Annotated in this window: 24 protein-coding genes and 2 pseudogenes; 15 read left to right on the top strand and 11 right to left on the bottom strand. The window is 74.0% G+C overall.

The window, feature by feature from the left end:
- Window positions 1-109: 109 nt before the first annotated feature.
- On the top strand, window positions 110-640 hold the full coding sequence (locus ACFQE5_RS16630) for a copper chaperone PCu(A)C (protein WP_379586153.1): 531 nt from the start codon (window positions 110-112) through the stop codon (window positions 638-640).
- A gap of 22 nt (window positions 641-662) precedes the next feature.
- On the top strand, window positions 663-1172 hold the full coding sequence (locus ACFQE5_RS16625) for a mycothiol transferase (protein WP_379586151.1): 510 nt from the start codon (window positions 663-665) through the stop codon (window positions 1170-1172).
- 6 nt (window positions 1173-1178) lie between these two features.
- Here the strand turns inward: ACFQE5_RS16625 and ACFQE5_RS16620 are convergent, their stop codons facing one another.
- On the bottom strand, window positions 1179-1547 hold the full coding sequence (locus ACFQE5_RS16620) for a CDC27 family protein (RefSeq protein WP_379586149.1): 369 nt from the start codon (window positions 1545-1547) through the stop codon (window positions 1179-1181).
- A gap of 214 nt (window positions 1548-1761) precedes the next feature.
- On the opposite strand from ACFQE5_RS16620, the gene ACFQE5_RS16615 reads away from it, so the two are divergent.
- Complete coding sequence (locus tag ACFQE5_RS16615) at window positions 1762-2496, top strand: SDR family NAD(P)-dependent oxidoreductase (RefSeq protein ID WP_379586147.1); 735 nt, start codon at window positions 1762-1764, stop codon at window positions 2494-2496.
- On the opposite strand, the gene ACFQE5_RS16610 is transcribed toward ACFQE5_RS16615, so the two are convergent.
- The gene (locus tag ACFQE5_RS16610) at window positions 2457-5105 is read right to left on the bottom strand and encodes a LuxR C-terminal-related transcriptional regulator (protein WP_379586145.1); all 2649 of its coding nucleotides are present in this window, start codon (window positions 5103-5105) and stop codon (window positions 2457-2459) included. The genes ACFQE5_RS16615 and ACFQE5_RS16610 overlap by 40 nt on opposite strands.
- A gap of 290 nt (window positions 5106-5395) precedes the next feature.
- Between ACFQE5_RS16610 and ACFQE5_RS16605 the strand changes: the two genes are divergently transcribed.
- Window positions 5396-5872: a hypothetical protein gene (locus tag ACFQE5_RS16605; RefSeq protein WP_379586143.1), complete on the top strand. Its 477-nt coding sequence runs from the start codon at window positions 5396-5398 to the stop codon at window positions 5870-5872.
- A 92-nt stretch (window positions 5873-5964) separates the two neighbouring features.
- Window positions 5965-6357 carry a RidA family protein gene (locus ACFQE5_RS16600; protein ID WP_379586286.1) on the top strand — a complete coding sequence of 131 codons (393 nt, stop codon included), beginning with the start codon at window positions 5965-5967 and terminating at the stop codon, window positions 6355-6357.
- A gap of 12 nt (window positions 6358-6369) precedes the next feature.
- Here ACFQE5_RS16600 and ACFQE5_RS16595 read toward each other — a convergent pair whose 3' ends face one another.
- The 6 genes from ACFQE5_RS16595 to ACFQE5_RS16570 are packed head-to-tail and all read right to left on the bottom strand — an operon-like array spanning window position 6370 to window position 13163.
- Window positions 6370-7632: an MFS transporter gene (locus tag ACFQE5_RS16595; RefSeq protein ID WP_379586141.1), complete on the bottom strand. Its 1263-nt coding sequence runs from the start codon at window positions 7630-7632 to the stop codon at window positions 6370-6372.
- The gene (locus ACFQE5_RS16590; RefSeq protein WP_379586139.1) at window positions 7629-8198 is read right to left on the bottom strand and encodes a GNAT family N-acetyltransferase; all 570 of its coding nucleotides are present in this window, start codon (window positions 8196-8198) and stop codon (window positions 7629-7631) included. The genes ACFQE5_RS16595 and ACFQE5_RS16590 overlap by 4 nt, the downstream gene beginning before the upstream one ends.
- A 29-nt stretch (window positions 8199-8227) precedes the next feature.
- A complete protein-coding gene (locus ACFQE5_RS16585; protein ID WP_379586137.1) occupies window positions 8228-9772 on the bottom strand; it encodes an ABC transporter ATP-binding protein in 1545 nt (514 codons plus the stop codon).
- Entirely contained in the window at window positions 9769-10641 is an 873-nt protein-coding gene (locus tag ACFQE5_RS16580) for an ABC transporter permease (protein WP_379586135.1), read from the bottom strand. The genes ACFQE5_RS16585 and ACFQE5_RS16580 overlap by 4 nt, the downstream gene beginning before the upstream one ends.
- Window positions 10638-11606: an ABC transporter permease gene (locus ACFQE5_RS16575; RefSeq protein ID WP_379586133.1), complete on the bottom strand. Its 969-nt coding sequence runs from the start codon at window positions 11604-11606 to the stop codon at window positions 10638-10640. Before ACFQE5_RS16575 ends, ACFQE5_RS16580 begins: the two co-directional genes overlap by 4 nt.
- Before the next feature lie 6 nt (window positions 11607-11612).
- The gene (locus ACFQE5_RS16570) at window positions 11613-13163 is read right to left on the bottom strand and encodes an ABC transporter substrate-binding protein (protein ID WP_379586131.1); all 1551 of its coding nucleotides are present in this window, start codon (window positions 13161-13163) and stop codon (window positions 11613-11615) included.
- A 212-nt stretch (window positions 13164-13375) separates the two neighbouring features.
- Between ACFQE5_RS16570 and ACFQE5_RS16565 the strand changes: the two genes are divergently transcribed.
- The 8 genes and pseudogenes from ACFQE5_RS16565 (at window position 13376) to ACFQE5_RS16530 (ending at window position 22314) form a co-directional block, all read left to right on the top strand.
- Entirely contained in the window at window positions 13376-14629 is a 1254-nt protein-coding gene (locus ACFQE5_RS16565) for an MFS transporter (protein WP_379586129.1), read from the top strand.
- A 113-nt stretch (window positions 14630-14742) separates the two neighbouring features.
- Complete coding sequence (locus ACFQE5_RS16560; protein WP_379586284.1) at window positions 14743-15426, top strand: ArsR/SmtB family transcription factor; 684 nt, start codon at window positions 14743-14745, stop codon at window positions 15424-15426.
- 70 nt (window positions 15427-15496) lie between these two features.
- Entirely contained in the window at window positions 15497-16066 is a 570-nt protein-coding gene (locus tag ACFQE5_RS16555; protein WP_379586126.1) for a class I SAM-dependent methyltransferase, read from the top strand.
- A 188-nt stretch (window positions 16067-16254) separates the two neighbouring features.
- The gene (locus ACFQE5_RS16550; protein ID WP_379586124.1) at window positions 16255-17904 is read left to right on the top strand and encodes an AMP-binding protein; all 1650 of its coding nucleotides are present in this window, start codon (window positions 16255-16257) and stop codon (window positions 17902-17904) included.
- A gap of 4 nt (window positions 17905-17908) precedes the next feature.
- Window positions 17909-20182 (top strand): bifunctional salicylyl-CoA 5-hydroxylase/oxidoreductase, encoded by a 2274-nt coding sequence (locus ACFQE5_RS16545; protein WP_379586122.1) that lies wholly within the window; start codon window positions 17909-17911, stop codon window positions 20180-20182.
- A 176-nt stretch (window positions 20183-20358) separates the two neighbouring features.
- A pseudogene (locus ACFQE5_RS16540) lies at window positions 20359-20712 on the top strand (phosphotransferase enzyme family protein); the annotation flags it as partial.
- Window positions 20713-20883: 171 nt separating this feature from the next.
- Complete coding sequence (locus ACFQE5_RS16535; RefSeq protein WP_379586283.1) at window positions 20884-21993, top strand: sigma-70 family RNA polymerase sigma factor; 1110 nt, start codon at window positions 20884-20886, stop codon at window positions 21991-21993.
- A gap of 132 nt (window positions 21994-22125) precedes the next feature.
- Complete coding sequence (locus ACFQE5_RS16530; RefSeq protein WP_379586120.1) at window positions 22126-22314, top strand: DUF1918 domain-containing protein; 189 nt, start codon at window positions 22126-22128, stop codon at window positions 22312-22314.
- Window positions 22315-22367: 53 nt separating this feature from the next.
- On the opposite strand, the gene galK is transcribed toward ACFQE5_RS16530, so the two are convergent.
- The 3 genes and pseudogenes from galK to ACFQE5_RS16515 form a co-directional block, all read right to left on the bottom strand.
- On the bottom strand, window positions 22368-23540 hold the full coding sequence (gene galK, locus ACFQE5_RS16525; protein ID WP_379586118.1) for a galactokinase: 1173 nt from the start codon (window positions 23538-23540) through the stop codon (window positions 22368-22370).
- On the bottom strand, window positions 23540-24583 hold the full coding sequence (gene galT / locus ACFQE5_RS16520) for a galactose-1-phosphate uridylyltransferase (protein WP_379586116.1): 1044 nt from the start codon (window positions 24581-24583) through the stop codon (window positions 23540-23542). The genes galK and galT overlap by 1 nt, the downstream gene beginning before the upstream one ends.
- A 70-nt stretch (window positions 24584-24653) precedes the next feature.
- Window positions 24654-24884: pseudogene (locus ACFQE5_RS16515) on the bottom strand (ChaB family protein); the annotation flags it as partial.
- 143 nt (window positions 24885-25027) lie between these two features.
- Between ACFQE5_RS16515 and ACFQE5_RS16510 the strand changes: the two are divergent.
- Entirely contained in the window at window positions 25028-25426 is a 399-nt protein-coding gene (locus ACFQE5_RS16510) for an STAS domain-containing protein (protein WP_379586114.1), read from the top strand.
- Window positions 25427-25558: 132 nt separating this feature from the next.
- On the top strand, window positions 25559-26230 hold a 672-nt coding region (locus ACFQE5_RS16505; RefSeq protein WP_379586112.1), incomplete at its 3' end, for a cbb3-type cytochrome c oxidase subunit I.

Here is a 26230-nt window from a genome sequence, read left to right as displayed (position 1 = left end):
CCCGGCGATCCCGCCGTCGTTTCCGAACGGTTCGGCGCTGGGTCGGGTGGCCCCGAAGGGGCATACTCGGACCGTCCGCATGGTCGAAGCGGCGGCTGGGGAGGCGGCGGTGAGCGGCAGGGTGCTGGGTTGGCTCGTCGGTACCGTGGCGATCCTCGGTCTGGTGGCCGGGCTCGCCGGCTGCGGATCCGGTCAGATCGCCCAGACCGCCCAGATGGTGTCCACCGCGGATGGGTCCAGCGGCTCGGCCGGGCCCATCAGCGTCCTGAACGCGCAGATCGCCTGGTCGGGCCCGGTCCGGGGCGACGCGGTCTACCAGCCCGGGCAGGACGCCGAGCTGCAGACGACGATCGCCAACTCCGGGGATACCGCGGACCGGCTGACCGCGGTGACCAGCCCGGTGGCGCGGCAGGTGCGGATCACCGGCAGGACGCTGCTCGCCCCGGATGAGAGCCTCGTCGCCGGTTCCCCCAGTGCCCTTCTGCCGGGCGCGGCGGGCATCCGGATCACGTTGAGCGAGCTGACCGAGCCGGTCCGGGCGGGGCTCACCTACCCGGTCACGTTCACCTTCGAGCAGGCGGGCGCGGTCCACCTCGTGCTTGGCGTGCAGAACCCGCCGACGCCGCCGGAACGTTCCTGACCGCACACGCTCGGAGGTCACCGTGAAACCCGCAGAGGTCCTCTGTGACGCGTTCGGCCGGATCCGCGAGGGGGTGCGCAGCGCGGTCGAGGGCCTCTCCGCCGAGCAGCTGGCGTATCGCGCCGATGAGCAGGCCAACTCGATCGGCTGGTTGGTGTGGCACCTCACCCGGGTGCAGGACGACCACGTCGCCGCTGTGGCGGGCACCGAGCAGGTCTGGACCGCGCAGGGCTGGGTCGGACGCTTCGGGCTGCCGTTCGATCCCGGGGCCATCGGATACGGCCACACGAGCGAGGAGGTGGCGGCGGTCCGCGTGGGGTCACCGGAGCTGCTGATCGACTACCACGACGCCGTCGCCGAGCACACCGTCCGTTGGGTGGGCGCCCTGGCCGACGCCGACCTCGACCGGGTCGTCGACGAGGCGTGGAGCCCGCCGGTCACGCTCGGGGTGCGGCTGGTCAGCGTGCTGTGCGACGACGTGGCGCACCTCGGCCAGGCGGAGTTCCTGCGGGGGATCGTGCAGCGGCGGTGAGCCCGGTCAGGCGGCCGCGGATCCGCGTGCGGCGACGAGCGCGTCCACCCGCTGCTGGTAGTCCGGCCGTCCGGAGATCGCCGCGGCGATCCGCAGATGCTTCAGCGCCTCCCGCGGGCGGCCCAGCCGGTGCAGGGTCTGGCCCAGCACGAAGCGGGCCTGGGTGTCAGCCGGATCCAGCCCGACGGCCAGTCGCAGGGCCTCCAGGGCCCGGTCGAGCTGTGCGCAGTGGTAGTAGGCACGCCCGAGCAGGCGCTGTGCGGTTGCCCGGGATCGCGGTCCTGGGCCCAGCCGCCGCAACACCTCCAGCGCCCCCAACGGGTCGCCCTCCTCGAGGCGTGCCTGTGCCACGCGCAGGCACTCGGCCTCACCCATGACGGCCCTCCGTCTGTCCGTGCCCTCCCCGACGCCCTCCGTGCCCCGGGCGTGCCCGGACCCCGGGCACGGCGGGCGAGATTACCGGGGGCCCAGCGGCGGACGAACAACGGGGCATTCCGAGACGATCGACCCGGTCCGACCACATATCGTGATGTTGACGGCCGTCACAAACACTGCGAGGCTTGGCCGGGTGGTCCCGCGACGCTGTCTCGTGACCGGCGCGGGACGCGGCATCGGGGCGGCCGTCGCCCGCCGGATCGCCGCCGCCGGGCACGCGGTGGCCCTGTCCGCACGCACCGAGGCCGAGCTGGCATCGGTGGCCGGCACGGTGCCCGGCGAGCCGCTCGTGCTGCCGGCCGACGTCACCGACCCCGGGGCCGCCGACGCGCTGTGCTCCGCGGTCGAGCGGGCCTGGGGGCCGGTCGAGGTGCTGGTGCTCGCGGCGGGCGCCGGGGTGGCCTCCCCGCTGGCCGACACCAGCGACGCGGACTGGCAGCGCATGCTCGAGCTCAACCTGACCGCCCCGTTCCGGTTGCTGCGTCGCGCGGTTCCCGCGATGGTCGACGCCGGGTGGGGCCGGATCGTGGCGATCGCCTCGGTGGCGGCTCGCCGCGGCGAGCCGCTCGTCGCGGCGTACTCGGCGAGCAAGCACGGCCTGCTCGGGCTCGTGCGGTCCGCCGCCGCCGAGCTCGCGGGCACCGGGGTGACCGTCAACGCCGTCTGCCCCGGCTACGTCGACACCCCGATGACCGATGCCACCGTCGCCGCGATCGCCGCCCGCACCGGCCGGACACCTCAGCAGGCTCGGGCCGCGCTGGAGCGCCGCCAGCCGATCGGCCGGTTGATCACGGCCGACGAGGTGGCCGACGCCGTGCTGCTGTGCGTGGGCAGCGCGGCGATCACCGGTCAGGGGATCGAGGTCGACGGCGGTGCGGTGCAGGCATGAGATCGGCCCCCCGGGGGTGTCCGGCCGGGGGCCGGGCCCGCCACCACCGCGGCCAACGCGGCCCGGTCGGTGACACCCAGCTTCGTGCAGGCGCGGTAGATATGTCCCTCGACCGTGCGCACCGAGATCCCCAGCCGCGACGCGATTTGCCTGTTCGACAGCGTGCCGGCCACCAGGGTGGCGATCTCGCGCTCCCGTTCGGTGATCGGGAGCGGGCGCGCCGCGGCCACCAGCGCCGGCGTCGCGGCGCCGGGACAACGCCCGGACAGCTCCATCACTCGCCGGGCGGCCGCCGTCGCGGCCGGGTGCTCGCCTCGTGCCCGGTGCTGGACCACGGCCTGGGCGGCGGCCTCGGCCGCGGGGAGAAGCAGCCCGGCTTCCTCGAACGCGCTCGACGACGCCAGCAGAGCGGCCGTGTCCCCGGCGGCCAGCGCCTCGGCGTGCCGGGCGGCGGCCGGCGCCCGCGGCCCGTGGACCCGGCCCGCGAGCTCCCGCAGCGCTCCCGCCTGGCTGCGGTCACCGAGGCCGACGGCTGCGTGCCGGGCCAGCACCTCCACCGCCGCCTGCCCGGAGGCGGCCGCGAGCGCCGCCGCGCGCCGGGCCAGCGCCGTCCCCACGCTCACCGCGCCCTCGGCCGCGGCCGTCCAGGCCCGGGCCAGTGCCAGCAGTGGCTCGCCGACCGTGATCCCGGGATGCCGGCCTGCCTCGGCGCGCCGGACGGCCTCCGTCGCTCCGGCGGCGTCCCCGGACATCGCACAGGCCATGGCGAGAGTGGTCTCGAACAACGTCGTCCAGCCGCCGCCGTGGCCGGGAAAATGCGGCCGGAACCGCGCGAGCAGCTCCGTCGCGGCGCCGGTCTGGCCCCGCACCAGCGCGAGCCATCCCTCGAGCTGGGGCCGGAACGCCGAGGGGAACACCCCGGCGAGTAGCCCGCTCCACCGCCCGAGACACTCCTGGACGTGGTCCGGGGAGCCCGCCAGACCGTGCCCGAGGATTTCCCAGTAGGCGATGTTCACGACCACCACGGCGGTCTCCGGCGCCCGGGTGGCCGCCGCCGCGCCACGAACCACCAGATCGGCGAGCTGGTCGCTGCGCCCCCGCAGGGCGAGCACCGCGGTCAGCGACCACGCGGCCTGGGCCTCGGCCGGTGCCCCGGGCCGGGCCGCCAGCGCGTGGCGCGCCTCCCGCTCCGCCTCGGCCAGCCGGTTGTCCGCGGCCGCGAGGAAGGCGCGCAGTCCCCGCTGCGGGGTACCGGAGTCCCGCTCGGCCGCGGCGAGCTCGGCCCACGCATCGTCGAGGCGGCCCAGCAGGACGAACAGGTTGGTGGCCCGGGCGGTGGCCACCCGGATCCGTTCGTCCCCGATGGTGGCCAGGCCGGCCGCGGCCGCGAACTCCCGCTCGGCGTCCTGCCCGCGGAACTGCCAGCCCAGCAGCACCGCCAGCAGCAGCCGCGACGCGAACCCGCCACCGTGGACACAGGCCGCGCGAGCCAGGCGTTCGGCCAGCCCCAGGTCGCTGAGCACCGCTGCCTCGAGGGCCGCGTCGAACATCAGGGTGACGTCCGGCCCGCGATCGCTCTCGATCGCGAGCACCGCGCGACGAAGCGTGTCACCGGCCCCGCCGGGCCCGGTCGCGGCCAGCGCATCGGCGAGGATCCCCCGCAGCCTCCGCGCGCGGAACGGGCCCGCGCGGTCGCGCACCGCCGCGCCGTAGAGCGGGTGGGCCAGCCGGGCCTGCAGGCGGCCGCACGAGCCCTCGACCACGACCAGGCCGCGGTGTGCGGCTTCGTCGAGCTCGTTCTCCCCGGCGAGCCGCACCAACAACGGCACCCCGATCGGCTCCCCGACCGCCAGCAACTCGAGCACGGCGCGCACCCGGTCCGGCAGGTCCCCGAGCCGGGCGTCGATCAGCGCGGTCAACGCCGGGGTGAGCCGCGGCTCGCCGGACCAGCCCCATACGCCGTCGGTGGTGGTCAACCGGCCCGCGGCCCGCTCGCCCTCGACCAGGTGCCGTAGCCACAGCACGTTTCCCCCCGTGGCGGCGTGCAGCCTGCGCAGGCCGTCGGGGTCGAGGCGGCCGCCGAGCACCGAGTCGAGCAACGCGCCGACCTCGTCGAGGGCCAGCGGGGCCAGCTCGACCCGGCCGACCAGACCGTCCTTCCACAGCGCGGTGACCGCGTCGGGGGCGCGCTCGCCGTCCCGGACGGTGAGCAGCACCCGCGGGCACCCGGCCACGACGAGCTGGTGCAGCAGCGTCGCGGACACCGCGTCGAGCAGGTGCGCGTCGTCCACGACCAGGAGCAGGTCGGGATCGTTGCCCAGCGCGAGGTGGGCGTGGCCCAGCAGGCCCGCGCCCCCCGCGTTCGGGGCATCCTCGCCGAGCACCGGCACGAACGCACCGAGCGGGATGCTCCGCGACGACTCGCTGGCACAGACCCAGCGCACCGCGTGGGCCCAGGCGAGCGCCGCGGCACGGGCCAGCCGGGTCTTGCCGACCCCGGCCGCCCCGGCGAGCAGCACCCCGCCGGTCTCGCGCAGCGCCTGGCCGATCGCCCGCAGCTCGCTGTCCCGCCCGGTCAGCGGCCACGCCCCGGGAGCCTCGCCTCGCACGTGAGGAGTGTGCCGAGCCCCTCGGCCAGGTGGGAATGCGGGAGGTGACACGCCGCTCGGGCTCGGGTGCCGGACCACCCACGCGGAACAGGTAGCCCACTACGCGTGACACGCCCTCGGTGATCACCCAGCCTGGCGTTCCGCCCACGATCACCGGAGGCCTCGCGTTGACGTTCCGCCCGCTCGCAGTATCGGCGTCGCCCAGGACCCGCGCCGAGACCGGCTTCCCGCCGCGTCCGACACGCCGTAGCGCATGGTGGGTCCGGCGTGCGCCGGGAACGGTGCTGGCGGTGACGTGCCTGGCCGCCCTGGTGGCCTGCGGACCGGCACCGGCGGACCCCTCGCCGAACCTGCCTGGCCTCGCCCAGCCCGGTGCGCTGCCCCAGTTACCGAAGGACCCGGCCCCGGTCGACGCCTGCGCACTGCTCACCACCGCCGAGGTGACCGAGCTGATCGGCGACCACCGGGTCAGCCCCCAACCGAACCTCATGGCGGGCTCGTGCACCTGGGTGAACGAGGACACCTACTGGTCGGTCAGCGTCAGCATCGGCCGCAGCGGCTCCGCGGCGGACGGGCAGCTTCCCGCGGAGTCGGACTACGGGCCGACCGAGCCGGGACCGGACGGTATCCGCTTCGCCCCAGGGGGCATCGCGGAGTTCGTGCTCGACGGCCGCGCCTGCGACCTCCAGCTCGTCACCGACCTGCGCGGCGATCCCCAGCGGCAGGCGGCGGCCCGGCTGATCGGTCTGGTCCGCGGCCGCGTCTGACCCTCGACGCCGTAGAGTCGGGTCGGCGGGCCACCCCGGGATGCCGGGCCCGCGGGCGGGAGGCGTCCGTGACCGAGGATGACGGGTTTCCCCTGCGGCGGGTCGACCCGCCCGAGCTGGCCCGGCCCAGCGGCTTCGCCCACGCCGTCGTCGGCACCGGGCGCACCGTGTTCCTCGCCGGCCAGACCGCGCTCGACGCGGACGGCCGGATCGTCCCCGGCGGGATCGTCGCCCAGTTCGAGCGGGCGCTGTCCAACCTGCTCACCGCGCTGCGCGCCGCGGGCGGCGAGCCCGCGCAGCTGGCCGCCCTGACGATCTACATCGTCGACGTGGACGGCTACCGGGCGCACGCGCGCGAGATCGGCGCGGTGTGGCGGCGGCTGGCCGGTACCCGGTACCCGGCGACCAGCGCGGTCGGCGTGGCCCGGCTGTGGGACGTCGAGGCGCTGGTGGAGCTGCAGGCGACGGCGGTGCTGCCGCCCTGACCGGCGCCGAGGTCAGCGGGTGCCCCGCCCGTCGTGTGCCGGAACCAGCCGGCCCCGGCGCTGCATCGTGCCCACTCCGGCGGCCCCGGCCAGCCCGACGGCGAGCAGCACCGCGGACGCCAGCGGGCCTGCCCCCGGCGTGTCCAGCAGCTCGCCGGTGACCGCCGCGACCGCGGCGGTGAGCAGCGCGGAGACCAGGTAGAAGAAGCCGTAGTAGGTGCCGGCCAGCCGTTCGCTGCCCACCACGGGCAGCAGCTGCATGGTGAAGGGGTTGGTCACGGCCATGCCGACGGTGAACACCACCGTGCCCAGCAGCACCGGGACCGCCGGAGCCAGGCCGGCGGGACCGGCAGGGGCCCCTCCGGCGGTGGGCAGCAGCGCCGAGACCGCCACCGGGACGAAACCCGCTCCCATCAGCGCGAGCCCGCCCGCCACACAGCTTCCCGGGGCCCAGCGATCCCGGCACCAGGCGGTGAGGCGCACCTGCAGGACGATCCCGACCAGCGTCGACACCACGAACACCGCGGCGACCGCCGCGGGCGTCCCGGTGACCCGCTGCGCCTCCAGCGGCAGCACCAGGTACAGCTGGTTATAGAGCGCGAAGTAGGCCGAGCCGAACAGGGTGAACGCGACGAAGCGGCGGTTGCGCAGCACCGTCCACCAGCTGCCGAACACCCCCTCGGGGTGGGTCGCGGCCGCCCGCCCGGGCAGGGCGACCACCTGCGCGACGGTCAGCAGCAGGAAGGTCGCGCAGGCCACCGCGGCGACCAGCCGGAAGTCGGCGGCCAGCAGCGCGGTGCCGATCAGTGGACCGGCCAGCGCCCCGGCGTGGGCGGCGACGTTGAACACGGCGAACGCCTCGGCGCGGGATCCGGCCGCCTCGTGGGTGAGATAGGTGCGCACCGCAGGGTTGAACAACGCACCCGCCACCCCGGTGAGCGCGGCGGCGACCACGATCCCGGCGGGCGAGCTCACCAGCGCGAACAACCCGAACGCGACGACCCGCAGCCCACACCCGAGGATGATCATCGGCCGGCAGCCGAGGCGATCGGCCGCGCTGCCGCCGACGAGGAAGAGCCCCTGCTGGGCCAGCGTGCGCACGCCGAGGACGAGCCCGACCAGCGCCGCGCCGTAGCCGAGGTCGTCCACGAGATACGTGGCCAGGAACGGCAGCACCATGTAGAAGCCGACGTTGATCCCGAACTGGTTGACCACCAGCAGCCGCGCGCTCGGCGACAGCCCGCCGAACTGGGAACGGAACGAAACCCGCGTCACGCGATCGGCACGTCGAGCGGGAGTTCGAAGTGGACGGTGGCGAACCGCGGGTCCCGTTCCTCGCCGCGGTCGTCGCGGATCTCGACCACGGGCAGCGACCGCCAGAACGGTTCGGCCGCGGGTACCCGGGTGTTGGTGTGCAGGTAGATCACCCGGAACCCGCCGTCCGCGCGGACGAACTCCTGGCACGCGGCGACCAGGCGCCTGCCCAGCCCGACCCGGCGATGCTCGGGCATCGTCGCGACCCGCAGCAGCTGCGCGACGGCCTGCCGGTCGGCGTAGCGGCGGCCGAGCTCCTCGGGATGGGGCGGGACGTTGGGGCCGCCGACGCGGATCGCGGCCGTCGACACGACGACGCCCGCATCGTCGACGGCCACGAACATCGCCTGCCGCGGGTTGTCCACATAGGTCTCGACCGGCCGGTCGAGGTCCCAGTGCCACTGCGGGACGTAGCCGTAGCCGAGATCGGCCTCGGCGGTGTGCAGCACGACCGCGCGGGCCCCGGCGAGGTCGTCGGCGGTGGCGGCGCGGCGGATCGTGTACTCGGCGGGCTGGTCCTGTCCCACGTCTCGGGCTCCTCTTCTCGGGGTACTGTTCATCCGGCGGCGACGGCCAGCGGATCGGTCGGATAGGCGGCCAGCAGCGCGCGGGTCCGCGGATGGGTGGCGTCGGCGCGCAGCCGGTCGACGGGCAGGTCCTCCACCAGCCGCCCGTCGTCGAGGACGGCGATCCGGTCGCAGAGCCGTTCCAGCACGTGCAGATCGTGCGAGACGACCAGGGCGCTCATCCCGTGTTCGGCCACCACCCGGGACAGCAGCGTGATCACCTCGGCCTGGAGGGTCACGTCCAGCGCGGACGCGGGTTCGTCGGCGACGAGCAGCCGGGGACGCACCGCCAGCGCGCGGGCGATGCTCACCCGCTGGCACTGCCCGGTCGACAGCGCGTTCGGCCGTCGATCGGCCATCTCGCCGAGCCCGACCGCGGCGAGCAGGTCACGGGCTCGCTTCCGCCGGAAGGCGCGGTCCCCGATCCGGTGGAAGTCCAGCGGGTCGGCGACGAGCTGAGCGGCGGTGCGCCACGGGTTGAGCGAGGCCCGGGGATCCTGCGGGACCAGCGAGACGGCCCGGCGGACCGCCGCCCATCCCGCGGCCGCCGGGTCCACCCCGCCGAGCAACAGGTCCCCGGCGTCGGGCCGCTGCAGGCCGAGCAGACACCGCAGCAACGTCGTCTTGCCCTCGCCGCTGCGGCCGATGATCCCGACGACCTCCCCGTCGGCGACGTCAAGGTCGAGACCGGCGAGCACGGGCCCGGTCCCGGCGAACGCCTTGGCCAGCCCGCGAACCCGTACCACGGGTGGCCGCGCCGGCCGGGGAACCGGGCGGGTGCGCGCGGGCAGCGACCACGGCACGTCGCGAACCAGGGCACGGGTGGCGGCGTGCCCGGGATCACCGAGCACGCCGGTCGGTGGGCCCTGCTCGACGACCCGGCCGCCGTCCAGCACGATGATCCGGTCGGCGAACGCCGCGGCCACGCTGACGTCATGGGTGACGAGCACGACCGCCGTGCCGGCATCGGCGCGTTCCCGCAGCCGCCCGACCAGCGCATCACGAGCAGGCCCGTCCAGCGCCGTGGTGGGTTCGTCGGCGAGCAGCATGCGCGGTCCACCCGCGACCGCAAGCACCAGCCCGACCCGTTGGGCCTGCCCGCCGGACAGCTCGCACGCCCGCCGTGCCGCCACCCGCCCCGGATCGGCCAGCCCACCGGCCGCGAGCAGCGGCTCGACCCGGTTCGGCTCGCTGGCGGCCTCGGCGACCAGCGAACCGACCCGCCGCAACGGGGTCAGCGCGAGCGCCGGGTCCTGGAACACCATGCCGATCTCACGGCCGCGGACGCGCCGCCAGGCCCCGCGCCGGGTGAGGTCGACCCACCCGCCGCCGGTGTGCAGCGCCAGCGTGCCGGCCCGGACCCGACCCGGGGCGGGTACCAGCCCGAGCAGGGCGCGCAGCAGCGTCGACTTGCCCGAGCCGCTGCCACCGAGCACGACCAGCGCCTCGCCGGGCGCCACGTCGAGGTCGACGCCGTGCAGGACGGCCCGGCCGCCGAAGTCGACGGTGAGGTCCCGCGCGGTCAGCAGACTCACGCCGTCACCACCTGCGCCGAGCGGTCCAGCACGTCGCGCAGGCCCTCGCCGACGCAGGTCAGCGCGAACACCGTGACCAGTACCGCGATCCCCGGCCCGAGCACCAGGTGGGGGTCGGTCAGCGCGGCGCCGCGGGCGTCGGCCAGCATCGCGCCCCACTCCGCGGCCGGTGGCTGCGCCCCCAACCCGAGGAAGCTCAGCCCGGCGACCGTGGCGATCAGCTGGCCGGCCTCCACCGCGGTGAGCACCGCCAGCGGCCCGATCAGCCGAGGCCGGACCTCCGCGCGCAGCAGGTGCCACCGCGACGCACCCAGCGCCCGGGCTGCCACCGCCGAGGGCTCGGCCAGCGCGGAACGCACCAGGGTGCGGACGAGCCGGGCGAACGGCGCCCACCACACCAGCAGCGCACCGCCCAGCACGGTCACCAGGGACGGGCCGTAGAGCCCGACGAAGGCCAGGATCACGATCACCGCCGGGAACGCGACGACCGTGTCGATCGCCTTGCGGCCCAGGTCGTCGCACCGGGGGCCGGCGAGCCCGACGAGCGCCCCGACGACCGCACCGGTCGCGACGATCGCGAGCATGGTCGCCCCGGTGAGCAGCAGCGTGTGCCGGCCGCCGTGCAGGACCCGGGAGGCGTGGTCGCGGCCGAACCGGTCGGTGCCCAGCAGATGCTCCCCGCCCGGCGCGGCCAGCCGCGGCCCCACCCGTTGCGCGGCGGGGTCGAACGCGGCGAGCCACGGCGCGGCCAGCGAGGCGAGCACCACCACGGCGAGCAGCACGATCCCGACCGCGAGCAGCCCGCGGCCCCGCCCGCGAAGCGCGGACCGGGCCCGGCCGGTCACCTCGGCCACCTCGAGGGAGGTCACGCCACCGCCTCCGCCCGCGCACCGGCGCGCGGGTCCACGATCCGCGCGACGAGGTCCACGCCCCGGTTGACCAGCACCACGACCGCGGTCGCCAGCAGAACGTAGGCCTGCACGACCGGGTAGTCCTGCGCCGCGATCGCCTCGACCGCGTAGCCGCCGATCCCCGGCCAGGTGAACACGGCCTCGGTGATGATCGACCCGGTGACCAGTGAAGCGAACGCGAGACCACCGAGGGTGAGCACCGGGCCCAGTGCCGGGCGCAGGACGTGGCGCACCAGGGTGCGGCCCGCCGAGCTCCCCCGCGCCTGGGCGGCGACCGCGTAGAGCCGCCCGCGTTCGGCGATCAGGGAGGCCCTCAGCACCCGCGACATGGTCGGGGCCACCGCGATGCCCAGCACCAGTGCGGGCAGCCAGAGCCGGTCCGGGGAGGCCGGACCGGCGATCCGGTAGCCGTGCGCGGCCGTGGCGACCTGCAGGGCGATCGTGCCGAGCAGGAACGACGGCACCGCGACCGCGAGCAGGGTCCCGAGCCGGACCGCCTGGTCGGCCGGGCCACCGGGCCGCCTGCTGGCCAGCAGCGCCGCGGCTGTGCCCAGCACGAGCGCCACGCCAAGGCCCGCGGCGCCCAGCACGAGGCTCGCCGGCAGCCTGTCGAGCAGCTCGGTACGGACCGGCTGCCCGGTGCGGTAGGAGGCGCCCCAGTCCCCGGTGAGCATCCGGCCCAGCCACTGGGCGTACTGCACCGGGATCGGTCGGTCCAGGCCCAGCTCGGCGAGCCGCTCGGCGCGGATCCGGGCCTCCTCCGCCCGGGTCAACCCGACGCCGCCCTGCTGTCCCAACTGCCTGTCGACCGGGTCCCCCGGTGCCACCCGGACCAGCGCGAACACCAGCACGGACGCGACCGCGAGCACGGCGGCGACTCCCACCAGGGCGCGCGCCGCGGACCGCAGGAGCGCGGGGCGCACCGCGGCTCAACCGCCCAGCACGAGGTCGGGCTGCACCAGGTTCTCGTACTGCAGCGGATGTGCCACGAACCCTCGGACCCGGTCGGCCACCGCGGTGGCCTGCGGGCGGGGATGCACCGGGATGCCCGGGACGATCTCGGCGTGCAGAGCGTTCAGCGCCAGGATGGCCTCGGCGCGTTCCGCCTCGGTGGCGGCCGCGTTGGCCCGTTCGACCAGCCCCGCCACCTGCGGGATGTCGAACCGCCCGTAGTTGCCCGACCCATCCGGGCCCAGCTGGACGGCGAACAGGCTGGGCACGTTGCCCATCGTGGTGAACGCGGCGGTCTGCGCATCCCAGTCACCCCGCTCGCGGGCCTGCCGGACCAGGGCGTCGTCGACGTGGGAGAGCTCGACTCGCACCCCGAGGGCGTCCCACTGCGACTGAAGTACCTCGCCCGTGGGGCCCTCCGTGCCCCAGGTCTGCAACCGGATCGTCAACGGGCGACCGTCCTTGGCGCGGCGCCCGTCCGGGCCGAGCACCCAGCCGGCCTCGTCGAGCAGGCGGGCGGCGAGCTGAGGGTCATGGCGGGGGTAGCCCTGCTGGTCGGCCTGCGGGTAGGCGGGGTTGGAGGCCAGCCAGCTCGATGCCGGCTCGGTGAGGCCCTCGCCGGCGATCTCGGCGACCTCCGCACGGTTGATCCCCCATGCCAGCGCCTGGCGAACCCGTTGGTCGGCGAGCGCGGGCGCGGCGGGCGAGGCCGGGTTGAGGTAGACGGTCACGGTGTTGGCCGCGGGAGCGCCGACCAGGGTGATCCCGTCTGCCTCGCGCAGCCGGGGTACCGCGGAGCTGGGCAGCAGGTCGACGATGTCGGCCTGTCCGGCGAGCGCGATCTGGGCGCGGGACTCCGGATCGGCGACCTGCGTGACGGTGATCCGCTCGATGGTCGGTGCCGGACCCCACCAGGCCCGGTTGCGCTCCAGGGTCAGTTCCTGCTCCGGGGTGAACCCGGTGACCCGGAACGGTCCGGTCAGGTCTGCCTCCTGGGGCGTCGCCGGGCCGCCGAGCCCGTCGTACCGGGCGGCGTTGTGGATCTGCAGCTCGTAGTGGGCGAGCGTGTAGGCCAGGTACGGGGATGGTCCCGGGGTACGTACCACCAGCGTGCGCGGATCGGCGACCGTGATCGTCAGGTCCCCGATGAGGTTCTTGGCGAGCGCGTTGCGATCCCGGGAACGCTCGAGCGAGGCCCGCACGGCGGTGGCGTCGACGGGCGCGCCGCTGTGGAAGGACACCCCCTCGCGTAGCCCGATCGTCCACTCCCGCGGCGCGGTCTGCGTGATCGACTCGGCCAGTTCGGGCGCGACCGTGCCGTCCGGCCGGATCTTCGCCAGCGACTCCCCCACCCCGTAGGCGCGCAGGTAGCTCGTGCTGAGGGCCACGGCGGGGTCGAGCGCCGCGCTGATCCGGGCGACGGCCATCCTCAGCTGCGAGCCGTCCGTCCCGCCGGCATCCGGGACGCCCCCGCAGGAGGTGAGAAGGGCGAGCAGGACAGCCGCGATCACGCTCAGTGTTCGGGGCACAGGCGGGCTCCGTTCGATCAGGGAAGGGTCGACCGATTAAACGACAACGATAGTCATTTTTGATAGTCCGAATCTCGCCCTTCCTGATCACACCGGGATCTATTGCCGCCTAAATGTAACAGCCACTAGGTTGCAGTCCAGGGGCCTGCGATCATTCGAGGAGGTGGGCGGATGCCCGCTCGCACCCGGCGCCGGACGGGGTGCCGGCACCGATGAGCGACCACCCCGATCCCCCGCCCGCGCCCCGGTCGGTCCTGCGCGAGCCCGCGTTCCTGCGGCTCTGGGGCGGGACCACCGCCTCCGGGCTCGCCACCTGGGCCCTCCCGTTCCTGCTCGGCCTCGCGGTGCTGGAGCGGTCGCTGTCCCCGATCGACCTCGGTGTCGTGCTCGCGGCCAGGACGGTCGGCTTCCTCGCCGCAGTCCCGCTCGCCGGGGTGCTCGCCGACCGCTACTCCCGCCGCGCGGTGGTCGGCTGGTCCGGCGCGGCCGCGGCGGCGGCCAGCCCGTTCGTCGCGCTCGGCCTCGGACGGTCGGCCCTGCTCATGGCGGTGGCCGCGGCCGTCGTCGGCGCTGGCCAGGGCGCCTGCCGCCCGGCCTTCCAGGCGCTTGCCGCCGAGGTCGTCGATCCGGCCCGGCGCCAGCAGGCCAACGCCGCGATCACCATCGCGGTGCGGGTGAGCGTGCTCGTCGCCCCGAGCGCCGCCGCGCTGCTGGCGCTGGTGGCCGACGTCGCGCTGCTGGTCGCGGGCACCGGGGTGCTGTGGCTACTGGCCGCGCTGCTGCCTCCCGCCGGACGGTCCCTCGGCGAGGCCGCCTCCGACCGGCGCTCGTTCGTCGGCGAGTTCGCCGAGGGCCTGCGTGAGGCACGACGGCACCCCTGGTTCCTCGCCGGCCTCGCGGCCCTCACCGCCGTCATCGCCACCGGCTACTCCGCCACCGGCGTCGCCCTTCCCCTGGTGAGTCGCGACCGGTACGGAACCGAGGTCGTGCTGGCCGCCGCGACCACCGGCTACACCGTCGGCGCGCTGCTCGGGGCGCTGCTCATCGCCCGCTGGCGGCCCCGCGCCCCGGGCTGGACCGCGCTGGTGGGCCTGGGCCTCTACGGCCTCACCCCGCTGAGCCTCGCGATCCCCGTCCCCGCGGCCGCCGTCGTCGCCGCCTACGTCGCGGCGGGGATCGGCATCGAGTTGTTCAACGTGCCGTGGTTCACCGCGGCCCAGCGCGAGATCGACCCGCGCCTGCTGGCCCGGGTGTCGGCGCTGGACTTCCTGGTCTCCTACGGGCTGGCCCCGGCCGGTCTCGCGCTGATCGCCCCGGCGATGGCCGCGTTCGGCGCGGCGCCGACGCTGCTGGCCTGCGCGCTGGTCTGTGTTCTCGCCCCCGCCGCGGCGGCGCTCGTCCCCTCGACACGCGGGTTCACCGGCACCCCACGGAGCACCGCCCGCACCACCCGGGAGCCCGCGTAGCCGACGACCATCGGCGGCCTGCTGCGGCCCGTCGGTGGCCGTGACCCCGACTGCAACCCACGAGAATCCTCGTCACCGTCCATATTCCGCTATTCTCGGAAACTATGGAGAAACTGGTGGACCGCGCGGCGAAGACGGCCCTGTTCGACCAGTTCGCCCGCATCGGCAAGGCGCTCGGCAACGCGTCCCGGCTGGAGCTGCTGGACCTGCTCGCCCAGGGCGAGCGGACGGTCGAGGAGCTCGCGGACGCCGCGTCCCTGCCGCTGAGCACCGCGTCCGCGCATCTGCAGACCCTCAAGCGCGCACACCTGGTGAGCACGCGGCGGGCCGGCACCCGGATCCACTACTCCCTGGCCGGTGACGACGTCGCCCTGCTGTATGTCGGGCTGCGCGCGGTCGCGCAGTCCCACCTGCCCGACACCGAGGCCGCCCGGCGGGTCCATCTCGGGCTGACCGGCGCCGAGCCGGACGCGGCCGTCGAGGAGATCGGGCGCGAGGAACTGTTGCGGCGGCTCCGCGCCGAGCAGGTGGTGCTGCTCGACGTCCGCCCGGCCCCGGAGTACGCGAACGGCCACATTCCCGCGGCGGTATCGATCCCCGTCGAGGAGCTGCCCGACCGGCTCGCCGAGCTGCCCGCCGACCGCACGATCGTCGCCTACTGCCGCGGGCGCTACTGCGTGTTCGCCTACGACGCCGTGCGGCTGCTGCGGGCCCGCGGCTACCCCGCCGCCCGGCTCGCCGACGGGATGCTCGAATGGCGCCTCGCCGGCCTGCCGGTGGCCGCGTCGGCCGCCTGAGGGCGCCGGCCGTTCCCGACGACCGGGCCGATCCGCCCGGACCATCCGACGTCAGCACAGGAGGGCGTGCGTGGACAGCAACCAGGTCAGGGAGTTCTTCGAACGGGTCGCGGGCGAGTGGGACCAGATGCATCAGAGCTTCTACGACGAGACGGTCGTCGACGCGCTGGCCGAACGCGCCCAGCTCACCGAGGCCAGCACCGTCGTCGACGTGGGCACCGGCACCGGGTTCGTCGCCGGCGGGCTCGCGCCGCGGGTCCGGAGGGTGATCGGGGTGGACTCGTCACCGGCGATGCTCGCCGTGGCCCGGGACAACCTCACCGGCCTCGGGATCGGCAACGTGGAGCTCACCGAGGCACCGGTGGATGCGCTGCCTCTGAAGGACCGCTCGGCCGACGCCGCGGTGGCCAACATGGTCCTGCACCACGCCCCCGACCCGGCTGCCATGATCGCCGAGATGGCCCGGGTGGTCCGGCCCGGCGGGACGGTGGTCATCAGCGACTGCGTCGAGCACGACCACGAATGGATGCGCACCCAGCAGGCCGACCGCTGGCTCGGGTTCAGCGCCGAGACCATCGCCGAGCTGTTCGAGCGGGCCGGGCTCACCGACCACGGCTACGCCGAGCTCGGCACCACTTGAACGATCACACCGGCCTCGGTCGAGGTCGCAGAGGCCGCTGAGGCGGCCGTCACCATCGGGATCTTCGTCGCGTGGGGGCGGCGGTGACCTGACCACCCACCCCAGCCGTTGATCTATGCGGTGGTCTTGACTGTCGTCATCGTGACGGCATACTCGATGCTGAGCGTGCGCCGCACCGGAGGTGCCGTATGAGGCTCAGCCCGTCCGCCCACCAGGACACCTTCTGCCGCGATCACCTGCCGCCGCCGCACCGGTGGCCGCGGCTGGTGTTCGACCTGCCGGAGCTGCGCTACCCCGACCGGCTCAACTGCGCGAGCGCACTGCTCGACGAGCCGATCGACCGGTTCGGGGCCGACCGGCCGGGGGTGCGCGGTGGCGACATCGCCTGGACCTACGGGCAGCTGCGGCAGCGCGCGAACCAGGTGGCCACCGTGCTCACCGGCGAGCTCGGCCTCGTTCCGGGCAACCGGGTGCTGCTGCGCGGGGCCAACAGCGCCTGGCTGGCCGCGTGCTGGTTGGGGGTGCTCAAGGCGGGCGGCGTCGCCGTGACCACGATGGCGATGCTGCGGGCGGGTGAACTCACCACGATCGGCGAGCTCGCCCGCCCGACCATCGCCCTGTGCGACGCCCGTGACCTCCCCGACCTGCTCGCGGCCGATATCCCCGGGCTGCGCCCGGTGCCCTTCGGCGGCGACACCGCCGACGACCTGACCGTTCGGTGCCGCACCCTCGGAGCCGGCGGCGGCGTTTTCGCCGACGTCCCCACCGCCGCCGACGACGTCGCGCTGCTCGCCTTCACCTCCGGCACCACCGGGCGACCGAAGGCGACCATGCACTTCCACCGCGACGTGTTGGCCATCGCCGACACCTTCGCCCGCCACGTCGTGCGCCACCGCCCCGACGACGTCATCACCGGGACCCCGCCGCTGGGGTTCACCTACGGCCTCGGCGGGCTGCTCGTCTTCCCGCTGCGGGCGGGCGCGTCGACCGTGCTGCTGGAGCACACGACCCCCGACGAGCTGGCCGACGCGGTCGCCGCGTACGGCATCACCGCGCTCTACACCTCACCCACGATGTACCGGGCGCTGCTCGCCGCCGGGCGGCTCGACCGGCTGGCCGGCCTTCGCCGCTGCATGTCCGCCGGGGAGACGCTGCCCGCCGCGGTGTGGACCGAGTTCCACGAACGCACCGGACTCCGGATCATCGACGGAATCGGCTCGACGGAGATGTTGCACGTGTTCATCTCCGCCGCCGACGACGACATCCGGCCCGGCGCCACCGGCCGAGCGGTACCCGGCTACCGCGCCGCCGTCGTCGACGACGACGGCCAGCCGGTACCGGACGGCAGGCCCGGTCACCTCGTCGTGCAGGGGCCCACCGGGTGCCGGTACCTGGGCGGCGACCGGCAGGGGAACTACGTCCGGGACGGCTGGAACATCACCGGCGACACCTACATCCGCGACGCCGACGGCTACTTCTGGTACCAGGCCCGCAGCGACGACATGATCATCTCCTCGGGCTACAACATCGCCGGCCCCGAGGTCGAGCAGGCGCTGGTCGGGCATCCCGACGTGGTCGACTGCGCCGTCGTCGGCCTGCCCGACGAACAGCGGGGCATGCTCGTGACCGCCTTCGTGGTGCTGCGCGCGGGCGTGCCGGGCGACGAGGACGAGGTGCATCGGCTGCAGGACCACGTCAAACAGACGATCGCGCCCTACAAGTACCCGCGCGCCGTGCGGTTCGTGGACCGCCTGCCGCGCACCAGCACCGGCAAGCTGCAGCGGTTCCGGCTGCGCCAGCCCGGCGCACGGCCGCCCGCGGACCTGGCTCGGGGGTGACGGGGTGCGCATCGCCGTGATCGGCGGTGGGCCGGGCGGGCTGTACCTCGCCGCGCTGGTGCGCGGCATCGACCCGGCGCACGAGGTCACCGTGTGGGAGCAGAACGCGCCGGACGACACGTTCGGCTTCGGCGTCGTGTTCTCCGACGAGACCCTCGGCGGCATCGAACACGCCGACCCCGAGGTGTACCGGGCCATGCAGCGGCGGTTCGCCCGCTGGGACGACATCGACGTGCACTACCGGGGCACGGTGCTGACCTCGGGCGGGCACGGCTTCGCGGCGATGAGCCGCAAGGAACTGCTGGCGATCCTGCAGCGGCGCTGCGCCGACCTCGGCGTCACGGTGCACTTCCGCGCCCCGGCCCCGGATCCCGAGCTGCTGCGGGCGTCCTACGACCTCGTGGTGGCCGCGGACGGCGCCCACTCCCGCACCCGCGGCACCTACCCCCAGGTCTTCCGGCCGAGCGTGCAGACCGGCCGGTGCCGCTACATGTGGCTCGGCACCGACCTGGTGCTCGGCTCGTTCACCTTCGACGTCCGCCGGACCGAGCACGGGGTCGTCCAGCTGCACGGCTACCCGTACGACGAGCGGCACAGCACGGTCATCGTCGAGATGCACGAGGACGTCTGGCAGCGCGGGTTCGCCGACATCGCCGACCTCGGGCGGGCGCCCGGGGAGAACGACGACAAGTCGATCGCGCTCGTGCGCGAGATGTTCGCCGACCTGCTCGACGGCCACCAGCTGATCGGCAACAACTCGAGATGGCTGAGTTTTCCGACCGTGCGCACCGAGTCCTGGCGGCACGGCAACCTGGTGCTCCTCGGCGACGCCGCGCACACCGCTCACTTCTCGATCGGTTCGGGCACCAAGCTCGCGATGGAGGACGCCCTGGCGCTGGCCGCGTGCCTGCACGAACAGCCCGGCCTCGACGCGGCGCTCACCGCCTACGAACAGCAGCGGCGCCCGCTGGTGGCCTCCACCCAGCGGGCGGCCACGGCCAGCCAGACCTGGTTCGAGGACATCGGTCACTACACCCACCAGGACCCGGTCCAGTTCGCGTTCAACATCATCACCCGGAGTCGCCGGGTCACCTACGACAACCTGCGACTGCGCGACCCCGGGTTCGTCGCCCGGGTGGAGACCTGGTTCACCGGGAACCACGAGCGGTGCCCACCGATGTTCCAGCCGTTCCGCCTCGGCGGGCTACCGCTGCGCAACCGGGTCATCGTCTCGGCGATGGACATGTACCGCGCCCGGGACGGGCTGCCCACCGACTTTCACCTGGTGCATCTGGGCAGTAAGGCCCTGGGCGGGGCCGGGCTGGTGATGACCGAGATGGTCTGCGTCTCGCCCACCGGGCGGATCACCCCGGGCTGCACCGGGCTGTATACGGCGGAGCAGGAGGCCGGGTGGGCCCGGATCGTGGAGTTCGTGCACGGCCACACCGGCGCGAGGATCGGTGTCCAGCTCGGGCATTCCGGCCGCAAGGGCTCCACGAGGCTGATGTGGGAGGGCATGGACGATCCGCTGCCCGCGGGCGGCTGGGAGGTGGTCGGGCCCTCGCCGATCCCCTACTCCCCTGCCAACCAGGTGCCCCGCGAACTCACCGTCGAGGAGATGGCCACCATCAAGGAGCAGTTCGCCGCCGCCGCGCGGCGGGCCGCCCGTGCCGGGTTCGACGTCCTGGAACTGCACTGCGCGCACGGCTACCTGCTCTCCTCGTTCATCTCCCCGCTGTCCAACACCCGCACCGACCGATACGGCGGGTGCCTGGCGAACCGGCTGCGCTATCCGTTGGAGGTCTTCGACGCGGTGCGGGCGGCGTGGCCGGCGGGGCGGCCGATCACCGTGCGGATCTCGGCCACGGACTGGTACGAGGGCGGCACCGACGTCGACGACGCCGTCGAGGTGGCGCGGGCGTTCGCCCAGCACGGGGCCGCGGGCATCGACGTCTCGACGGGGCAGGTGGTCAAGGCCGAGCGGCCGGAGTTCGGGCGCAGCTACCAGACGCCGTACGCCGACCGGATCCGCAACGAGGTCGGCCGCGAGCTCGGCGTCGCAGTGATCGCGGTCGGGGCGATCTCGTCGTGGGACGACGTCAACTCGATCCTGCTGGCCGGGCGGGCCGACCTGTGCGCCCTGGGCCGCCCGCACCTCTACGACCCGCAGTGGACGCTGCACGCCGCGGCCGAGCAGGGGTACAGCGGCCCCGGAGCGGTCTGGCCCGACCCGTTCGCCGCCGGCAGCAGGCCCCCGCAGACCGGCCGGCCGCGCTGACGCACCCGTGAGTGCGTAACAGTGTTAGAACACTGTTACGCACTCACGGTGGGTGCTGAGCAGGCAGTTCGCTGGGAGTGCGCAGCCCGCGGGCGGGCACCTCGACACCGAGCAACCGTCGATCGTGACCCTGTCCGGGCGGCCTCGGTCCTCGCCGGTTCTGTGAGCTTCCCCCGGGTTTTCGCCGTTTCGACTGGTATCTGCCCGACATCCTCGGCGAGCGGGCCCGGTTCGGCCAATGGCGGCACCACCCCGACCTGCGCCCCCCGGAGGCCCGAGCGCTGCTGAACGCCGAGCAGCGGCTGATACGTCGACTGCGTGCCTACGACCGCTCCGGCGGGCGACACGGACTCATCCATGGTGACCTCCACCTGCTCAACCTCATGCGCGACGGAGACGACCTCTGGTCCATCGACTACGACGACTGTGGGTACAGCTGGCTGATGTTCGACATCGGGGCACCGCTGCAGTTCGTGCCGGACGGTGACGCGACCGACGAGCTGGTCGACGCGTGGGTGCACGGTTACCGGCGCGAAGCCGACCTCACCTCGCTCGACCTCGAGCACCTGCACGATTTCGTCCTGCTGCGACGGCTGCTGCTGCTCGGCTGGTCGGCCACCCACCCAGGTGTGCCGCTCCCGGAGTCCGTGGCGCAGATCGTCGACGTGACGGCGACAGCGGCGAGCCGCTACGTTCGCGCGATGCGCGTCGCCCGGTCGCGAGCGACGCTTCGCGAACTGTCGGTGCGGCTCCCTATCCTGGCCCGCGTCCGGTTCGCCGGGCACCTGAACCGCCGCCGAGGGGGGACCCTGATGACCGGTCTTGTCGGAGGAACCACGACTGCGCGCACCGCGGAGCTGGACCCGCGGCTGGAGCAACACCGCAGGGAGCTGGCCGGGTACTGCTACCGGATGCTCGGGTCGGCGTTCGAGACCGACGACGCGGTGCAGGAGACGATGATCCGCGCCTGGCGCGGCCTCGACGGCTTCGCCGGCCGCTCGTCACTGCGCTCGTGGCTCTACCGCATCGCCACGAACGTCTGCCTGGACATGCTCAAGGGCCGCACGCGGCGGGCCCTTCCGATGGACCTCTCGCCCTCGGGCGCGCCTACCGAGGCCGCCCTCGGCGCCCCGCTGGAGGGCCGCGCCTGGGTGGAGCCGATCCAGGACGACCGGGTGCTGCCCGGCCCCGGCGACCCGGCCGAGACGGCCGTGGCCCGCGAGTCGGTCCGGCTGGCGTTCGTGGCCGCGCTGCAGCACCTGCCGCCACGGCAGCGCGCCGTGCTGATCCTGCGCGACGTGCTGTGCTGGTCGGCGAGCGAGAGCGCCGAACTGCTCGACACCTCGGTCGCGTCCGTCAACAGCGCGTTGCAGCGGGCCCGCGCCACGCTCGCGGCCCGCGACCTGGGGGCCGGCCGCCCGGCCGACCCGCTCGACGAGGAGCACCGCGCGCTGCTCGACCGGTACGTCGACGCCTTCGAACGGTTCGATGTCGAGTCGCTCGTCGCCCTGCTGCACGAGGACGCGGTGCAGACCATGCCGCCGTACGAGCTGTGGCTGCGCGGCCGCGACGACATCGGCGCCTGGATGCTCGGCCCGGGCAGCGGATGCCGCGGCTCCCGGCTGCTGCCGGTCGCGGTGAACGGAGCGATGGGGTTCGCGTCCTACAGGCCCAGCGGGCCGGATGGGCGACGCGAGCCGTTCGCGATCCAGCTCCCGGAGATCGCCGACGGCCGGATCACCGGCATCACCCACTTTCTCGGCGGCGAGCTGTTCGCGTTGTTCGGGCTGCCGCCGCATCTCGACGGCTGAGCCCGGCCGACGCGCCGAACGACCGCGCCCGGAGGCTTCCGGCCCTGCCGCTGATCTTCGCGCGCCGGTAGCCTGGAGGGCCGCCGGACGCAGGAAGCGGCGGAAGCCCCCGCTGTCGAGAGGAGCGAGCAGATGCATGCCGACGTCGGCGACCACATCGTGATCAACACCTCGGTTCTCGATGTGCCTCCGCGCCGGGGTGAGGTCCTCGAGGTGCTCGGCTCGGCTGATACGGCGCACTACCGCGTGCGCTGGCAGGACGGACACGAGTCGATCTACTACCCCGGCCCGGACTCTCAGGTCGTACCGCACGACACCTAGCCGCTCGTCCCGCATCCCGGGCGGTACCGGACGGTGCGCCGGATCGGTCCCGGTCATCGCCTGGGCGGGACCGTGATCCGCGCGGCGCCCGCGGCAGGGTGGGCGTCCAGCCGGATCGGGGCGGCGAACCCGTGCTCGGCGAAGGCTTCGCACACCGCAGCCGCGATGGCGTCGGCGTCCTCGGCAACGCTGAGTGCGATCACGCTCCCACCGAAGCCACCCCCGGTCATCCTCGCCCCCAGGGCTCCGGCGCCCAGGGCGGCGTCCACCGCGAGATCGAGTTCGGGGCAGCTGACCTCGTAGTCGTCGCGCAGCGAGGCGTGCGACGCGGTGAGCAGGGGGCCGATCCGGTCCGGTCTGCCGTCACGCAGCAGGCGAACCGTCTCCAGCACCCTGATGTTCTCGGTGACGACGTGACGGGTCCGGCGCCGCGCCGTCGCGTCGCTCAGGCGGGCCAGCGCGCCCCCGAGCGCGGCCCGGTCGATATCGCGCAACGCCGGGACGCCCAGCGCCGCGGCGGCCTCGGCGCAGCTGCGGCGGCGCTCGGCGTAGTGGCCCTCGACCAGCCGGTGCGGGGCGCGGGTGTCGATGAGCTGCAGGTGCAGGCCCGCCGCGGCGAAGTCGAGTGGAACCTGCTCGGTGGTCATCGTGCGGGTATCGAGGAACAGCGCGTGCCCCTGGGTGCACAGCAGCGACGCGTACTGGTCCATCACCCCGCACGGCATGCCGACGAAGTCGTGCTCCGCGGCCCGCGCGTGGGCGGCGACCTGCGGGCGGGTCAGGCCGAGGTGCAGCAGCTCGTCCAGCGCCATCGCCGCCGCGCATTCGAGCGCGGCCGAGGAGGACAGGCCGGCCCCACCGGGCAGGTCGCCGTCGACCGCGATGTCCAGGCCGCCGCCGTGCCGCCCGACGTCCAGGCCGCTGCGCCGCAGCTGCCACACGACGCCGGCCGGATAGGCCGTCCAGTCCGATAGCGCGCCGGGCTCCAGGGCGTCGAGCGCGACGGTCGCCACGTCCTGGCCGTGCTGCGCCGAGACCAGGCGCAGCCGATCGGACCCGTTGCGCGCCAGGGCGACCGTGACGCCGAGCGACAGCGCGATCGGCAGTACGTATCCGTCGTTGTAGTCGGTGTGCTCGCCGATGAGGTTCACCCGGCCCGGCGCGCGCCACCCGACCTGCGGATCGGTGCCGAAACAGCGCCGGAACAGCGGGACGGCCCCGCTCATCACGCGCCGCGCAGACGCTGCGCGACCGCCTCGGGCAGCACGTCGCTGATGAACGCCCCGGCGCCACTCTCCGACCCGGCGAGGTACTTGAGCCTGTCCGGCGCGCGCCGGATGGAGAACACCCGCAGATGCAGATGGGCCAGTTCTCGGTCGCCGTCGCGGTCCGGACGAGCCGGGGCCTGCTGCCACGCCGCCACGTAGGGCAGCGCAGCGTCGTACAGCGCGTCGAGGCGGCCGAGCACATCGAGGTAGAGATCGGCGAACTCGTCGCGTTCGGCGTCCTGGAGCGCCGCCAGATCCGGGACTCGCCGGTTCGGGTAGAGATGCACCTCCACCGGCCAGCGGGCGGCCCGCGGGACGAACGCCGTCCAGTACCGCCCGGCGAGCACCACCCGCTCCCCCGCCTCCCGCTCCGCGCTGAGTACGTCGGCGAACAGGTTGCGGCCGGTGGCCTCGGCGTGCGCCCTGGCCATGGCGAGCATCCGGGCGGGCAGCGGCGGCACGTACGGGTACGCGTAGATCTGGCCGTGCGGGTGAGGCACGGTCACACCGATCTCGGCGCCCCGGTTCTCGAACGGGAACACGTACCGCACACCGGGCAACTCGCCCAGCTCCGCGGTCCGGTCGGCCCACACGTCGACGACCAGCCGTACGCGGGCGGGGCTGAGCGCGCCGAACGACGAGGAGTGGTCGCTGGTGAAGCAGACGACCTCGCAGCGCCCGCCCGCGGCGTCGGCCCCGCCGAACGCGGGGAACCTGTTCTCGAACACGACGACGTCGTAATCGGAGGTGGGGATTTCCGAGTGCCGGCCCGCGACGGTGGGACACAGCGGACATTCCTCGGCCGGTGGCAGAAAGGTGCGGTCCTGCCGATGCGTGGCGATGGCGACCCATTCGCCGAGCAGCGGGTCGAACCGCAGCTGCGACGCCGAGACCAGCCGGGGCAGACCGCGCCGATCGACCGCGTCGCGGGCCGCGTCGTCGCTCTCGTCGAACCAGATGATGCGTCGACCGTCCGACAGCACACCCTCGGTCCGCTTCACCGCGACGTCACCCCGGCGCTCCCGACCTCCCGTCGTACCGCCGGACCGGCGGGTGAACGGCTGTGGGCAGCCTAGCCCGCTCGCCCCGAGCGGCTCTTCGCGGTGGTCCGGGCCGGTCCTTGGGCTCCCAGTGATCGCCAACCTTCTCATGGGTGTGCTTGAGCGCGGCGTAGGCGGTGCGGTGGGCACGCTGACCTTCACCATAGGTCTCCACGGCGGAGTCGTGCGCCTTCAGCCAGGTGCGCTGGGCCTTCTCGTCGGAGCGGGTGAGCGTGCCGGGTAGCTCTTCGCGTGCAGGCATGTCGGTGAATACCCGCACCCGGCCGCGGCTACCCGCGGGCACCCACCGGTCCGCGCCTGCCACCCTCTCCGGAATCCGCCCTGGCCCGGTTGTCCCCGAGTTGGCGCCCTCGGACCGCTCCGAAGGGTTGTAGGGTCGGCCGCGTGTGTCCCGCAGCGAGTGCCGGCGGCGAGATGCTCGCCGCCGAGCTGATCACCGACGCGTCCGGGACGGTGATCTGCGCCGTGCGCGGCGAGGTGGACATGAGCAACGCCGCCCAGCTACGCGGCTACCTCGACGCCGCGTTCGACCTGGGCCCCGACGTCGTCGTCGATCTCGCCGAGCTGACGTTTCTGGCCTCGGCAGGTGTCGGTGTGCTCCTCGAGCCGCAGGCGCGCGGGCGCAGGCTCGCCGTCGTGACCGGTCCCGCCACCGAGACCGTGCTGCGGATATGCGGGTTGAGCGCGGTGGTCCCCTGCCTGCCCTCGCGGGCCCTCGCCGTGCGGGAGCTGGCGCGCAGCGTCGTCTGTCGCGACGATGGCGCGTCCCCCTCAGCGGGCTGATCGACGCGAATGGTATCCGCGACGCGCCGGACGGTTTCGCGCACTCTGGCGAGCGAATCAACGGGGTGAAACAATCCCCGTGCGGGCCGCCCGCGAATGGTCGACCCGCTTTTCTCCGCGAGGAGGGCGCTCATGACGGCAGTCGCACCGAAGCCGATCACCACCCGCCCGTACCCGGCCCGGCCGGTGCGCAAGGGCAGCCGGTTGCTGTGGATGTTAGGAACGACCGACCCCAAGGACATCGCGATCCTGTACCTGGTCACGTCGTTCGGGTTCTTCATGGCCGGCGGGCTGATGGCGATGCTGATGCGCGCCGAACTCGCCGTACCCGGACTGCAGTTCCTGTCGAACGAACAGTACAACCAACTGTTCACCGAGCACGGCACCATCATGCTGCTGCTGTACGCGACGCCCATTTTGTTCGGTTTCGCCAACTACATCGTGCCGCTGCAGATCGGCGCCCCGGACGTGGCGTTCCCACGACTGAACGCGTTCTCCTACTGGTTGTTCCTGTTCGGCGGGCTGATGGTGATCTCAGGGTTCGCCACTCCGGGTGGGGCCGCGGACTTCGGCTGGACGGCCTACGCCCCGTTGAACGACGCAACCCATTCCCCCGGGGTGGGTGGCGACCTGTGGGCCATGGGCCTGATCATCGCCGGGCTGGGCACGATCCTGGGCGCGGTCAACTTCATCACCACGATCGTCTGTCTGCGCGCGCCCGGGATGACCATGTTCCGGATGCCGATCTTCACCTGGAACATCCTGGTCACCGGGTTCCTGGTGCTACTGGCCTTCCCGCCACTG

It is taken from the genome of Pseudonocardia hispaniensis (assembly GCF_042658695.1).
In the GTDB taxonomy this organism is placed as follows: domain Bacteria; phylum Actinomycetota; class Actinomycetes; order Mycobacteriales; family Pseudonocardiaceae; genus Pseudonocardia; species Pseudonocardia hispaniensis.
The sequence above is the reverse complement of the archived record's forward strand: the minus strand, read 5'-3'. Positions and strand labels throughout refer to the sequence as shown.